The organism is Kitasatospora sp. NPDC048286 (assembly GCF_043201735.1).
In the GTDB taxonomy this organism is placed as follows: domain Bacteria; phylum Actinomycetota; class Actinomycetes; order Streptomycetales; family Streptomycetaceae; genus Kitasatospora.
In genome coordinates this window covers 31,797-45,148 of record NZ_JBICZE010000018.1, presented here as the reverse complement: position 1 = coordinate 45,148, position 13,352 = coordinate 31,797, and the positions used below count along the sequence as shown (strand labels likewise).

General features: G+C 74.5%; 10 protein-coding genes. 5 read left to right on the top strand and 5 right to left on the bottom strand.

Annotation, left to right across the window (positions count from 1 at the left end; genetic code table 11):
• Window positions 1-136: 136 nt before the first annotated feature.
• Entirely contained in the window at window positions 137-910 is a 774-nt protein-coding gene (locus tag ACGF13_RS34045) for a transglycosylase family protein (RefSeq protein ID WP_392882785.1), read from the bottom strand.
• 591 nt (window positions 911-1,501) lie between these two features.
• Between ACGF13_RS34045 and ACGF13_RS34040 the strand changes: the two genes are divergently transcribed.
• The gene (locus ACGF13_RS34040; RefSeq protein WP_392882783.1) at window positions 1,502-2,356 is read left to right on the top strand and encodes a hypothetical protein; all 855 of its coding nucleotides are present in this window, start codon (window positions 1,502-1,504) and stop codon (window positions 2,354-2,356) included.
• Between the two features lie 193 nt (window positions 2,357-2,549).
• Window positions 2,550-3,428 (top strand): hypothetical protein, encoded by an 879-nt coding sequence (locus ACGF13_RS34035; RefSeq protein WP_392882781.1) that lies wholly within the window; start codon window positions 2,550-2,552, stop codon window positions 3,426-3,428.
• 211 nt (window positions 3,429-3,639) lie between these two features.
• Here the strand turns inward: ACGF13_RS34035 and der are convergent, their stop codons facing one another.
• The 4 genes from der to ACGF13_RS34015 form a co-directional block, all read right to left on the bottom strand.
• Entirely contained in the window at window positions 3,640-5,094 is a 1,455-nt protein-coding gene (gene der, locus ACGF13_RS34030) for a ribosome biogenesis GTPase Der (RefSeq protein WP_392882779.1), read from the bottom strand.
• 180 nt (window positions 5,095-5,274) lie between these two features.
• Window positions 5,275-5,988 carry a (d)CMP kinase gene (cmk, locus tag ACGF13_RS34025; RefSeq protein ID WP_392882777.1) on the bottom strand — a complete coding sequence of 238 codons (714 nt, stop codon included), beginning with the start codon at window positions 5,986-5,988 and terminating at the stop codon, window positions 5,275-5,277.
• A gap of 235 nt (window positions 5,989-6,223) precedes the next feature.
• On the bottom strand, window positions 6,224-7,321 hold the full coding sequence (locus ACGF13_RS34020; RefSeq protein ID WP_392882775.1) for a DUF4419 domain-containing protein: 1,098 nt from the start codon (window positions 7,319-7,321) through the stop codon (window positions 6,224-6,226).
• 72 nt (window positions 7,322-7,393) lie between these two features.
• Entirely contained in the window at window positions 7,394-8,479 is a 1,086-nt protein-coding gene (locus tag ACGF13_RS34015) for a prephenate dehydrogenase (RefSeq protein WP_392882773.1), read from the bottom strand.
• A 408-nt stretch (window positions 8,480-8,887) separates the two neighbouring features.
• Here ACGF13_RS34015 and ACGF13_RS34010 point away from each other — a divergent pair, with 408 nt between their 5' ends.
• The 3 genes from ACGF13_RS34010 to ACGF13_RS34000 all read left to right on the top strand — a co-directional run bounded on the left by ACGF13_RS34010 (window position 8,888) and on the right by ACGF13_RS34000 (window position 13,122).
• Entirely contained in the window at window positions 8,888-11,122 is a 2,235-nt protein-coding gene (locus tag ACGF13_RS34010) for a DUF4139 domain-containing protein (RefSeq protein ID WP_392882771.1), read from the top strand.
• 3 nt (window positions 11,123-11,125) lie between these two features.
• The gene (locus ACGF13_RS34005) at window positions 11,126-12,673 is read left to right on the top strand and encodes a mucoidy inhibitor MuiA family protein (RefSeq protein WP_392882769.1); all 1,548 of its coding nucleotides are present in this window, start codon (window positions 11,126-11,128) and stop codon (window positions 12,671-12,673) included.
• Between the two features lie 86 nt (window positions 12,674-12,759).
• A complete protein-coding gene (locus tag ACGF13_RS34000; protein ID WP_224284232.1) occupies window positions 12,760-13,122 on the top strand; it encodes a DUF952 domain-containing protein in 363 nt (120 codons plus the stop codon).
• Window positions 13,123-13,352 lie beyond the last annotated feature (230 nt).

The following is a 13,352-nucleotide window of genomic DNA, read 5'->3' as shown; positions in this document are numbered from 1 at the left end:
AACGCCTCGACCCAGGAAGCCGAACACCTCGGCACATCGACACGTCGACACCATGGCGCCCGACCGGGCACCGGCACCGTGAAGCCCGAGCAGCCGATACCGGCTACGCACGGGGCCTCGAGTGCTGGGCGAGACCTCAGATGCTGAGGGTCTGGCCCGGGAAGATCAGGTCCGGGTTGCCACCGATGACCTTGGCGTTGTTCTTGTACAGGTCGTGCCAGTCCAGGCCCTGCGCGGCGGCGATGGAGCTCAGGGTGTCACCGGCCTTGACGGTGTAGCTGCCCTTGTCGGCCGGCTTGGCGTCGTTCGAGCGGTTCCAGGACTTGGCACCCTGGTCGGCCTTCGGCGCGGACTTCTGGGCGTCGGCCTTCGGCGCGGCAGCGTCGTTCTTCGGCGCGGCCTGGGCCTTGGGGGCGGCCTTCGGGGCCTCGGCCGGCTTGGCGGCGGCCTTCGGGGCCTGCGCCGGCTTGGCGGCGGTCGAGCCCGCCGAGGTGTCGACGGCGGCCGGGGCGCCGCCCTTGGTCAGACCGGCCTTGACGGAGCAGACGGGCCAGGCGCCCGGGCCCTGGGAGGCGAGGACCTTCTCGGCGACGGCGATCTGCTGCGCCTTGGTGGCCAGGTTGGCCTGCGAGGCGTAGGCGGTGCCACCGAACGCGGCCCAGGTGCTGGAGGTGAACTGCAGCCCGCCGTAGAAACCGTTGCCGGTGTTGATGGCCCAGTTGCCGCCGCTCTCGCACTGGGCGACGGCGTCCCAGGTGGCGACGGAGGCGGCGGAGGCCGAGGTGGCCGTGACGAGGCCGGCCACCGGCAGGGCCGCGACAGCGGCGCCCGCCACGACGGCCATCCGAACGCGGTTGCGCTTGGTGGCGGCGGAGGTGGTGGCAGCGGCGGTCTCGTTACGGAAGGTCATGGGGTTCCTCTCGACAGCCCCGGGCGGGCATGCGGAACCAGGCCCTGGAGAGGGCCGCGATCGCTTGCCGCGTCCGTCGGACGGCCGTGCACGTGTCGGACGTGCCGCTGCCGCCCCGGCCACCCAGCCGCTCGCCGAGCGACCTGTTCGAGCGATCGCGTCGGCGGGCACCAGCCACGCCCGGCGAACCGGGGAGCCGTGCGTCGGGGGTGAACCCGGGTGGCGCTCGTTGCGCCGACGAAGAAGCTACGAGCCGGTCGGCGGGGAAACCAAAACCTCGGCGGTCTGCCCAGCTCAGCCAAGGGTTACCGAGGGTAACAACCAGGCAATCATGCCCGAAATGTCCACTTTGGCCGTCGATTCCTAGATCAAACATCCAGGCCGCGTGACTCACCTCACTGTTTGATTCCGGCAGTCCTGGCACCGACATCGACAGATTGCGACCACAAGAACACGCCGTGCGGTCGGATCCGACGCAATTCCCGTCAGCCTCGACGGGCACCCGTGACGCCTGACACAAGGGCCCGTTGGGCATGGCGACCTCCCCGTGTCCGCCCCCGAACCCCATCCACACCCATCCGAGGAGACCCTGTGCCGCGCATGCTCGACGTCAGCGACGAGGTCCGGTCCGAGATCGGCGACGACGAGGCCGACCGCCTGCTAGGCGGCGACCGCGCCCCCGACAGCTACGAGTGCACCTCCTGCCGGACCCCCGGCGACACGCACGTGGAACCCACCAGCACCGTGCTGTTCGTCGGCGACGAGACGGCCGTCCTCGCCTTCGCGCACGCCCGCTGCATCCCCTCCCAGGTCGTACCGGTCTCCGAGGAGCAGCTGGCCGGTGCCGTCCGCAGCATCAGCCAGTCCCAGCCCGGCGGCCCGGGCCTCGCCGTCCCCACCGCCGTACCGCACGCCCCCGCCCCGGCCCCGGCCTCGCCCGCCGGTCCGGCCCCGACCCAGCCGAGCACTCCCGGTCAGGCCGCCATCCTCGGCGTCACCTGCGGGCTGGTCCTGCACGGCAAGGTCGGGCGCGCCTCGCTGGTGGTCGAGCCGACCGGCCCGGTCGGCCGCCCCGGCAGCACCTCGGGCGAGGACGAGTTCCTCGACCTGCTCCAGGACGCCGGCTTCCAGCCGGTCACCGACCTGGACGAGACCCCGGATCAGCTGCCCGGCTGGTCCGTCCTGGTCGCGATGGGCAAGCTGCACGCGGTCCTCCAGCCCGCCGCGGCCGGCGGCAGCACCGGCTGGTGGCAGGCCCACCAGCCGCTCCAGGTCACCGACGCCTGGCGGATGGCCGCCAGCCAGCTCTCCGAGGTGACGATGTACGCCGTGCCGGCCGGCATGGTCGGCCGGCAGCCCCGCGAGGACCTGCTGCGCCAGGCGCTGGAGCGGGCGGTGGCGCTGGGTCAGGTGGTGGCCGCCTCCCTCCCGCTCGCCGGTACCTGATCCGCCTGCGCGCCCGACCCGCCGGAAGGCGGCCGCCCACCCCCACGGCCGCCTTCCGGCGGGCGCATGCCCGCCGCGCCCCGGCGTGCCTGCACTCCGCCCGGCGCACCCGCCCCCTCCACGCCCCGGCGTGTGGGCGCGCCCGCACTCCCACGCCCCGCATCCCCCGCCCCTCTCGCTCGTTGGCCCCTACGTGTACAGCTACGACGTCTCCGCGTCCCCCGGCCGGTCCGCCACCGCCTCGCGCTCGATCCCGGGCATGCGCCCTTCGTACGACGCCGAGCACCCGCACTCCGCCACGCCGATCTACGACGAGCTGTACTCCGAGTACCGGCGCCTCTTCCGTGCCCTTCCCGGCGACCGCTCGGGCGAGGAGGACCTGAAGTTCACCGGCTTCGCGGTCCGCGACGGTTACCCGCTGCTCGGCGAGCAGCGCTCGTACCCGCCCCAGCAGCAGGCGTTCCACACCCTCGCGGGCCAGGTGCCGGGCCTGCCCCAGTTCGTTCCGGGCCCCCAGAGCCACGGCTCGGGCCCCACCGGCGGCCAGCAGTCCGGTCATACCGGTGGGCACGACCGGGGGCACACCAGCAGTCACACCGGCGCCCAGCAACACGGCCACTCCGGCGCCCACACCAGCCCCCACCCCGGCGGTCACACCGGCGCCCACACCAACCCTCACCCCGGCAGTCACACCGGCGGTCACACTGCTGAAAGCCACATCGGAAGCCACAGCACCGGCCACCACCGCCACGGCCACTCCGCCGGCCGTCCCGCGCCCACCGCCCCCACCAGCGACGGCCTCGGCCACACCACCTCGGTCCCCGTCCAGGCCCAACCCGCCCTCCCCGCTGCCCAGTTCACCAACGGTCAGGGCTGGGTGGCGGCCGGCTACCTGGGCGCGGCCCCGCACTCGCTGCCGGTGCCGGCACCCGTACCGCCGACGCCGCCCGCGCCAGCCCCGGTGATGGGCACGGCCACCGGCCTCGCCCCCGCCCCTTCCTCGCCCAGCGGTGGCGGCCGCCACCGCCAGATGCTCTCCCTGCCCCCGGGCCCCACCGCCGACCACCGCTGACGCCCGGCCTGCACCCCGAGCAGGAGCCTCGAACGGGAACCCCGAGCAGGGACCATGGACAGGAACCGCCAGCGGGAACCCTGGAGACCCGGACGGGAGCCGCGCGCAGGAACCCCGGCCGAGCCCGGAAACGCCGGAGGGCCCCGCCACCACCGTGGCGAGGCCCTCCGGCCGGCGGTCGATCGATCAGCGGACCGACCGCTCCTGCCCACTACTTCTTCTTGCGCTTCTCCCGGACCCGCACCGAGATCGAGATCGGGGTCCCCACGAACCCGAACTCCTCGCGCAGCCGGCGCTCGATGAAGCGCCGGTAGCCGGCCTCCAGGAAGCCCGAGGCGAACAGCACGAAGCGCGGCGGACGGATGCCCGCCTGGGTGCCGAACAGGATGCGCGGCTGCTTGCCGCCCCGGATCGGGTGCGGGTGGGCGGCGACCAGCTCGCCGAGGAAGGCGTTCAGGCGCGCGGTCGGGATGCGGGTCTCCCAGCCCTCCAGCGCGGTCTCGACCGCCGGGACGAGCTTCTCCATGTGCCGGCCGGTCTTGGCCGAGACGTTGACGCGCGGGGCCCACTGCACCTGGACGAGGTCGCGCTCGATCTCGCGCTCCAGGTAGTAGCGGCGCTCCTCGTCCAGCTGGTCCCACTTGTTGTAGGCGATGACGACGGCGCGCCCGGCCTCGACGGCCATCGAGATGATCCGGGTGTCCTGCTCGGCGAGGGTCTCGCTGGCGTCGATCAGGACGACCGCGACCTCGGCCTTCTCCAGCGCGGAGGCGGTGCGCAGCGAGGCGTAGAAGTCGGCGCCGGCGGTCAGGTGGACCCGGCGGCGGATACCGGCGGTGTCCACGAACTTCCAGGTCTTGCCGCCGAGCTCGATCATCTCGTCGACCGGGTCGCGGGTGGTGCCGGCCAGCTCGTTGACGACGACGCGCTCCTCGCCGGCGACCTTGTTCAGCAGGCTGGACTTGCCGACGTTGGGGCGGCCGATCAGCGCGATGCGGCGCGGGCCGCCGGGGGCGGCGTCGCCGAAGGTCTGCGGCGGGGCCTCGGGCAGGGCGTTCATGACGGCGTCCAGCAGGTCGCCGGAGCCGCGGCCGTGCAGGGCGGAGACCGGGTACGGCTCGCCGAGGCCGAGCGACCACAGGTAGGCGGCCTCGGCCTCGGTGGAGGGGCCGTCGACCTTGTTGGCGCACAGGACGGTGGGCTTGCCCGCCCGCCGGATGATCTTGATCAGCGCCTCGTCGGTGTCGGTGGCGCCGACGGTGGCGTCCACCACGAACAGCACCGCGTCGGCCTGCTCGATGCCCAGCTCGGCCTGGGCGGCCACCATGGCGTCGATGCCGAGGACGTCGATCTCCCAGCCGCCGGTGTCGACGACCTTGAAGCGGCGGCCGTTCCAGCTGGCCTCGTAGGTGACCCGGTCGCGGGTGACGCCCGGCTTGTCCTCGACGACGGCCTCGCGGCGGCCGATGATGCGGTTCACCAGGGTCGACTTGCCGACGTTCGGGCGGCCGACCACGGCCAGCACCGGCAGTCGGACGTGCTCGGCACCGTCCACGGCGTCGAAGCCGTCGAGGTCGAAGCCCTCCTCGGCGGCGAGCGCCATGAACTCGGCGTAGTCGGCGGCGTCCAGCTCACCCTGGCCGGTGGCGGCGTGCTCTGCGGTCATGTTCGTCTGTTCCGTTTCCCGGCCCGGCCCTTCCCAGGGGCGTGCCGTGCGTACCTGCCCCGCTCGGGGCAGCGCGGTGGTTGTCTCCGCGGCGCCTCGACGGCCCGCGGTTCACTCGTTGGTCGGCCCGAAGGCCCGAAGGCCGGTCGGACCGGTCCTGATCGGACCGGCGGCAGCCGGTCAGACCGCGGACAGTCCGGCCCGCTCCTCCACCAGCCCGGCGATCCGGTCGATCACCTGCTCCAGTGTGAGGTCGCTGGTGTCCACCAGGACCGCGTCCGCGGCCTGGGTCAGCGGGGCCGTCTTCCGCGAGGAGTCGGCGGCGTCGCGGCGGGCGAGGTCGGCGGCCATCGCGGTGATGGTCGCCTCGTCCACGCCCTTGGCGCGCAGCTCGGCCGCCCGACGGGCGGCCCGTGCCTCCTCGGAGGCGGTCAGGAAGACCTTGACGGTGGCGTCCGGGAACACCACGCTCCCCATGTCCCGGCCCTCTGCGACGATGCCGCGCTCGGCGACCTCGGCGCAGCCGCGCTGGAGCTCCACCAGTCGGGACCGTACGGCCGGCACCGCGGACACGGCGCTGACCTCGGTGGTCACCTCGGGGCCGCGGATCGGGCCGGACACGTCCTGGCCGTCCACCGTGATGGTGGGGCCGTCGGCGTCGGTGCCCGAGACGATCACCGGCTTGCCGCACGCGACGGCCACGGTCTCCGGGTCGTCGACGTCGACGTCGTTGGCCAGCATCCACCAGGTCATCGCCCGGTACATGGCGCCGGTGTCCAGGAAGCTCAGGCCCAGCCTGGCGGCGACCGCCCGCGAGACGGTCGACTTGCCGGAGCCGGAGGGTCCGTCGATGGCGACGACGACCGGGGCGTGCGCTCGGTCGGCAGTGTCCACGGGGCGAACCTCTCTCTGGGCATGGGAACCGGAGCCTGGGCAGGCTGACGGCCGGGATTGTCTCCACTCAAGGTTAATGGACCGCCGACGTGACCCACTCCGCACCGTCCGGCCCGACCGGTCGACCCGGCCCCCGACCCCGACCGGTCGACCCCGACCCCGACCCCGACCCCGACCCGACCAGTCGTCCCTGATCAGTCCATCCCGACCAGTCGGTACCGACCGCCCCCGGCCGCTACCCCGCCGCCTCCAGCACCGCCGTCCCCAGCCGCGGCCGCAGGTACTCCCCGTCCCGTTCGACCCCGAGGACCCCGCCGACCAGCACCATCGGCACCTCCCGCCCCAGCACCTCCCACACGAACGGCACGCTCGACAGGTGCGACGGGAAGTCGTTCACCTCGAACGCCTCCTGGTGGTACTCGCGACCCGCCGCCTCCCGCCAGTCGAAGGAGCGCCGCAGCCTGGGCCCGTCAGGCGTCTGGGTGTGGGCAAGGAAGGCGGTGAGCCAACCGGTCACCCGGGGCCCTCCGGACATCTCTCGCCACTTGAACAGCGAGCGCCAGAACTCCTCGTCCACCGGACCGCCGGCCGCCGTCGCGGCGATCTCGTCCACCACCGGCCGCAGCTGCGCGAACCACGGCGCCAGCCAGCCGAAGCGTCCCGCCAGCGCGCCCACCCCGGCCGCCAACCGCGCCCAGTCCCCGGCCGTGCCCTCCAGCCGCACCCTCGGGATCCCGCAGCGGGTCTCCCAGCGGAAGTCGTAGTACGGACTGACCACGTCCATCAGCGCCACCAGCGCCGAGGAGGCGTCGTCCGGCGTCGTGGTGGAGAAGTCCGGCCGGAACAGGTCCACCAGCTCCGCGCCGACGGCCGCCGCGAGCGGCTCCCGCACCAGTCGGACCGATCGCGACCAGTCCGGCTCCGACCAACCCGCCGACGGCCCCGCCAGGGTGTCGTCCCGCACCACGATCGGGCCCCGTCGCCCGCCGACGGCACCGAACAGCGCCCGGTAGCGCGGCGGGTACATCCGTACGTGCACCGCGACCTCGTGCACCACCGCGTACCAGAGCACGTCCGGGGACAGGCTCAGCGGCAGGTGCTCGGCGAACGCGGCGTGGGCGGCCCGCAGCAGCAGGCTGAAGGTCGGCTCCGGCTCGGCGAACTCCGGGTACGGCGGTACGGGCCGGAGCCGCTCGTACATCACCTCGACGCTGCGGTGGCGGATCAGGTGCCCTCCGCCCAGCACCGCCCGCAGGAACCGCTCGTTCCCGAGGTCCACCAGGCCTCCGGCGAACCCGTGCCCGGTCTCCCCCAACGGCAAGTCGATGATCACACCCGCCCCCTCCCCGGAACGCCCCACCCCGGAAACGTCTGCCCCGGGCACGTCCGCCCCGGGCTCGGCGACTCAGTCCCGGACGCTCCAGCCGCTCGCCCGCAACGCCTTGGTCAGCCGCTTCACCGCCGTCGGCGCCACCGACAGCTGGACGAAGCCGACCTGCTGCCCGGTCGAGTGCTCGATGACGACGTCCTCGATGTTGACCCCGGCGTCGCCGACCTCCCCGAACAGCCGGCCCAGCTCGCCCGGCTGGTCGCCCAGCACGACCGCCACGGTCTCGTACCGGGTGGGCGGCGCGCCGTGCTTGCCGGGGATGCGGGCCTGGCCGGTGTTGCCGCGCCGCATGACCGCCTCGATCCCGGCCGCGCCCGCCTGGCGCTCGCTCTCCTCGACCGCCTCCATCGCGCGCAGCGCGGTGACCGTCTCGCCGAGGTCGCGGGCGACCCCCTCCAGGACGTCCGCGACCGCACCCGCGTTGGCGGAGAGGATGTCGACCCACATGCCGGGGTTGGAGGCGGCGATCCTGGTGACGTCGCGCACGCCCTGGCCGGAGAGCCTTATGGCGGTCTCGTCTGCGTTCTCCAGCCGGGCCGCGACCAGCGAGGAGACCAGCTGCGGGGCGTGCGAGACCAGGGCGACCGCCCGGTCGTGCTCGGCCGCGTCCATCACGATCGGCACCGCTCCGCAGAGCGCGACCAGTTCCAGCGCGGCGTTGAGCGTCTCGGTGTCGGTGTCCGCGCTCGGGGTGAGCACCCAGGGGCGGCCCTCGAAGATGTCGGCGCGCGCGGCCAGCGGACCGGAGCGCTCGCGGCCGGCCATCGGGTGACTACCGATGTAGTGGACGGTGTCGCAGCCCAGCTCGGCGATCTCGCTGCGCGGTCCGGCCTTCACACTGGCGACGTCGGTGTACCAGTGCGCCAGGTTGCGGCGCTGGCAGTCGGCGAGCACGCTGCCGACCAGCGCGGGCGGGACGGCGATGATCGCCAGGTCGACCGGGCCGTCGACCGGGTCGGTGGTGCCGGCGCCGAGCGACTCGGCGGTGCGGGCCGCGTCCGGGTCCGCGTCCTCCAGATGGACGGTCAGCCCGCGAGCGGTCAGGGCGAGCGCGGCGGAGGTGCCGATCAGTCCGGTGCCGACGACGACGGCAGTGCGCATGGCGGGTCGCTCTCCTCATCACGATTCTCGACAGGTGCCGGGACCGTCCGGGAGCACCCGCGCCCCATCCTCCCTCATCAACCGCGCCGAAGTCCCCACCCGGCGCCCGGCAACCGGGACGACGGTCCGGCAGCTTCCGGCACCGGCAACCGCGACGGGCCCGCCCCCGTCCCACACAGTGCACTCATGCCGCACCGGAAATCCCGCGACGCCCGCCCCCGAGCCGGGCAGACTGGCCGCCCGGGGGAAGGCGACGGACAGGCCGGAACCCGCGCGGCACGACCAGCGGCCAGCGGCAAACGGCAAACGGCAAACGGCAAACGACGAGTAACAAGCGACACGCACGAGCGACAAGCGACGAACGGCGAGCGCCACGCGGCAGGCGACACGCGAACGAAGGGGTTGCGCATGGACGATCAGCACAGCGGCCGGAGCGGGCAGTCGAAACCGCCGGCCGTACCGGCCCACCCGTCGGTCCTGGACTCCGTCGTGGTGTACGCCGAGGGCGCGGTGTGCCGCCGACGGGCCACCGTCCCGCTCCCGCCCGACGGCCGGCTGCGGCTGACCGGCCTGCCCGCCGCCCTGGACGGCCGCTCGCTGCGCGCCCGGGTGCTCGCCGGACCGGCCGGCACCGCGGTCACCGAGGCCCGGCTGGAACGACTCGCCGAACTCCGCGAACCGAACGAACTTCCGGACCTGCAGCGGGCCCTGGAGGAGGCCGCCGAACGCCGCAGCGCGCTCGCCGAGCGCCTCCGACTGGTCCTGGCCGCGATCGCCGAGACGGCCGCGCTGCGCGCCGTCCCGCCGCAGCGCCGACGCGACGAACCGCTGCGCCGCACGCCCGCCGACGCCTGGCTGGAGCTCGCCGACTTCGTCGACGAGCGGCTGGCCCGGCTGCAGGAGCGCGCCGAGGAGCTCACCCAGGAGCTGGAACTCGCCGACCACGAACGCGACCTGGCCGCCGACCGGCTGGAGCGGGCGTCCACGGCCGATCGGGCCGAAGCGGTCGGGACCAGCACCACCGTCCTGCTCACCCTCACCACCGCAGGCACCCCCGACGCCACCACGGCGGACACCGCCGAAGGCGCCGCCCCCGGCAGCGACCACCTCGACCTGGAACTGGAGTACGGCGTCCCCGCCGCCCGCTGGGTGCCCGCCTACCGGCTGTCCTACCGGACCGGCTCCGACACCGCCCACCTGGTCCTGCGCGCCGCCGTCGCCCAGCGCACCGGCGAGGACTGGACGGGCGTGCGCCTCGCCCTGTCCACCGCCGACCTCGACCGCCGCACCGACCTGCCCCGGCTCGCCTCGCTGCGGATCGGCCGCAGCCAGCCCGCCCCGCCGCCCTCCGGCTGGCGGGAGCCCCCGGCCGGCCTGACCGACCTCTTCACCGGCTACGACGCGGCCGGCTCCGACCGCCCCGCGCCGCGCCGCGCGCCCCACCTCGACCTGTACCGCCCGATCGCCGCCGCCGCCGTGGCCCCGACACCTTCCCCCGTCCCGGCCACCGCCCGCTCCGCCCGTCTCGGCGGCGCCCGTCCGGGCGGTCCCCGGGCCGAGGCCTTCGCGGCCGACGACCAGATCGCCCCCGCCGCCGGACCGTACGGCGGTGGCCTGCTGAGCGCCGACCAGCCGATGCCCCCGCCCCCGGGCGCCCCCGGCGGCTTCGCCGGTTACGGCGCCCCGCCACCGGCCCCGGTCGCCCCCGCGGCGCCGCTGCCGAAGGCCCCGGGCGGCCTCCCACCCACGGAAGCCCGTCGCCGCGCCGGCCACGCCGCCCCGCCCACAGAGGCCGGCCTCGCCCCGGACGCCGCCCTGCTCGACTACCCCGACCTCGTCCTGGCCGGCCCCGAGGAGCCCGCCGGCCGGCGCGGCACCCTGCATCCCCGCGCCGAGCGGACCGAGCGCGCGGAGGCGTTCTGGACACCGCCCGGCGCCGGCGGCACCAGCCGGCTCCGTGACCTCGCCCTGCCCCGGCACGCCGTCCCGCCCCGCGAGTCGGCCGGCTCCTTCGACCACCGCTTCGACGCCGCCGCACCCGCCGACATCCCGTCCGACGGCACCTGGCACACCGTCACCGTCGGCGAGATCCCGCTCGCCGTCCGGCCCGAGTACGTCACCGTCCCCGCCGTCGAGGAGAAGGTGTACGCGACCCTGGTGCTCGCCAACCGCACCGACCAGGCCGTCCTGGCCGGCCCGGCCGAGGTCACCGTGGACGACGAGTTCCTGCTGACCGCCGCCCTGCCCACCCTGGCGCCCGGCGGCACCCGGCGGCTGGGCATCGGCGTCACCGAGAGCATCGAGGTGGCGCGCCGCACCGAGCTGCACGAGTCCACCACCGGCATGCTGAAGGGCAACAGCACCGTCCTCGACCACCGGGTGCACGTCCTGCTGGCGAACCGGCTCGGACGCGCCGTCACGGTGGAGGTCCGCGAACGGGTGCCGGTCACCTCCGACGCCGAGATCCGGATCGAGGAACGGGCCGACTGGCACGCCCCGACCGTCTCCACCCCGGACTGCCCGCCCAGCACCCGGCTCTGGCGGGTCGACCTGCCGCCGGGCGGCCGCACCGAACTGGACGGCGGCTACCTGATCAAGATCCCGGCCGGAAAGGCCATCGTCGGCGGAAACCGGAGGAACTGAGCGATGACCGTCGAGACCCTTCCCCTCCCCGTCACCGCCGTGACCTGCCTGGAGGACCGCAGCCAGGTCGAGCGCATCAGGACGGTCGGGCTCGCCGCGGGCGTGCAGCGACTGCGCCTCGGCCCGCTCACCGCCCTCGCCGTCGACCGCACCCTGCGCGCCGAGTCCGCCACCGACGGCGTCCGCGTGCTGGACGCCCGGCTGGTGCGCAGCTGGGCCCCGCGCGCCCCGCTGCCGCCCGGCCCGGAGGACTCGGAACTGCGCCACCGGCTGCACCGGCTGGACGCCGAGACCCGGCTGGCCGACCAGACCCGGGCCCGGCTGGACGCCCGGCTGGCCCTGCTCGCCCAGCTGTCCGCCGATCTCCTGCGCGAGATCGGCGAGGGCGCCGGCCTCGGCGAGCTCGAACCCAACCGCTGGGCCAGGGAGCTCGGCCGGGTGGACGCCGAGCGGGAGCGCTACGGCGAGGAACTGCGCGCCACCCACTCCCGCCTGCGCCGCCTGGAGCAGGAACGCTCGCAGGCCCTGACCGCTCTGGACGAGGCCGAGGAGGAGCCGGTCGAGCTGACCGCCCACCTGGAGCTCACCGTCGAGGCGGCGCGGCCCGGCCCCGCCGAGCTGACCGTCTCCCACCTGGTGCCCTGCGCACTGTGGCGCCCCTCCTACCGGGCGACCCTGGACGGCGGCGAGCTGCGCCTGGAGTCGGAGGCGGTGGTCTGGCAGCGCACCGGCGAGGACTGGACGAACGCCCGGCTCACCTTCTCCACCGCCCGCTCCGCCCTCGCCGCCGCCCCGCCCGCGGTCGCCGAGGACGTCCTGGTGCTGCGCGAACGCACCGACGAGGAGCGCCGTACGGTCGAGGTCGAGCTGCGTGAGGAGGCGGTCGCCACCCTGGGCCCGGCCTCCGGGGTACCGGGCGTGGACGACGGCGGCGAGGTCCGGGTGCTGTCCGCCCCCGCGCCCGCGACGGTGCCCTCCGACGGCCGCGCGCACCGGGTGCCGCTGGGCTCCTTCACCGGCCCGGCGACCGGCGAGTACGCCTGTGCCCCGGAGCTGTCCCCGCTGGTCACCCAGGTGGTCCGGTTCCGCAACGCGGCCGGACACCCGCTGCTGTCCGGCCCGGTCGAGCTGGTCCGCGGCAGCGGCTTCACCGGCCGCGGGGAGCTGCGCTTCTCCGCCGCCGGCGCCGAGGCCGAACTGTCCTTCGGCAGCTCGGACGGCTACCGGGTGGTCCGGGAGACCGAGGAGCGCCAGGCCACCGGCGGCCTCACCGGCCGCCAGACCACCACCCGGACGGTCCGGCTGCACCTGTCCCGCTTCTCCGGCCCGGAGGAGCGCGACGAGCGGGTCGTCACGGTGCGCGAGCGGGTCCCGGTCTCCGAGGTGTCGGCGGTCGAGGTACGGCTGCGCAAGGAGGACTGCTCCCCGGCACCGGACTCCTTCGACTCCGAGGGCATCGTCCGCTGGGACGTCCCGCTCGCCCCCGGCGCCCGGCGCACCCTCACCCTGGTGTACGAGGTGTCGGCCTCGGCCAAGGTGGCCGGGCTCTGACCGCTGCGGCCGGTCGGTGGCGGACACCGCCGTGGCGATGACGGCCGCTCAGGACCAAACCGGAGACAACGGGTAGAAAAGGAAGCATGATCCTCCACCTTGCTCCCCTGGACGACTGGCTGGCCGACCCCGGTCGCCCGTACGCCACCGCGTCGCTGCTCACCGACGGGTTCATCCACTGCTCGGCGGACGAGCAGACGGCGCTCGCGGTGGCCAACGCCTTCTTCGCCGACACCCCCGACCCACTGATGGTGCTGCTGATCGAGGAATCACTGGTGGAGCCGATGGTGAAGTGGGAGGCCCCGCACGGCGCCCCGCCGCCCGGGGCCACCCCCGGCGTGCTGTTCCCGCACATCTACGGGCGACTGAACCGCACCGCCGTGGTCGGCCTGGAGAAGGTCGAGCGCGGCCCGGACGGCCGCTGGGCCTCGCTCAGCCCCTGGAGCTGACGGAGGCGCGGCCGGGAAAAGTTATGACAATTCCCGTGGATCCCGTGGATCCCGTGGTTCCAGCGGCTTCCGCCGAACACACGGACCGCCACGACTCCGCGAACGGCCACAACCCCCGGGAAAAGTTATGACTTTTCTCGAAGATCCCGTGGTTCCGGCGGCTCCCGCCGAACACGCGGACCGTCGCAACACCGTGGACAACCACGCCCCCGCACCCGTCGCGACGCCAG

Coding starts and splice junctions, on each gene's coding strand:
- ACGF13_RS34015 (WP_392882773.1), bottom strand. CDS start 8,479: ATGCGCACTGCCGTCGTCGTCGGCACCGGACTGATCGGCACCTCCGCC.
- ACGF13_RS34010 (WP_392882771.1), top strand. CDS start 8,888: ATGGACGATCAGCACAGCGGCCGGAGCGGGCAGTCGAAACCGCCGGCC.
- ACGF13_RS34045 (WP_392882785.1), bottom strand. CDS start 910: ATGACCTTCCGTAACGAGACCGCCGCTGCCACCACCTCCGCCGCCACC.
- ACGF13_RS34000 (WP_224284232.1), top strand. CDS start 12,760: ATGATCCTCCACCTTGCTCCCCTGGACGACTGGCTGGCCGACCCCGGT.
- der (WP_392882779.1), bottom strand. CDS start 5,094: ATGACCGCAGAGCACGCCGCCACCGGCCAGGGTGAGCTGGACGCCGCC.
- ACGF13_RS34005 (WP_392882769.1), top strand. CDS start 11,126: ATGACCGTCGAGACCCTTCCCCTCCCCGTCACCGCCGTGACCTGCCTG.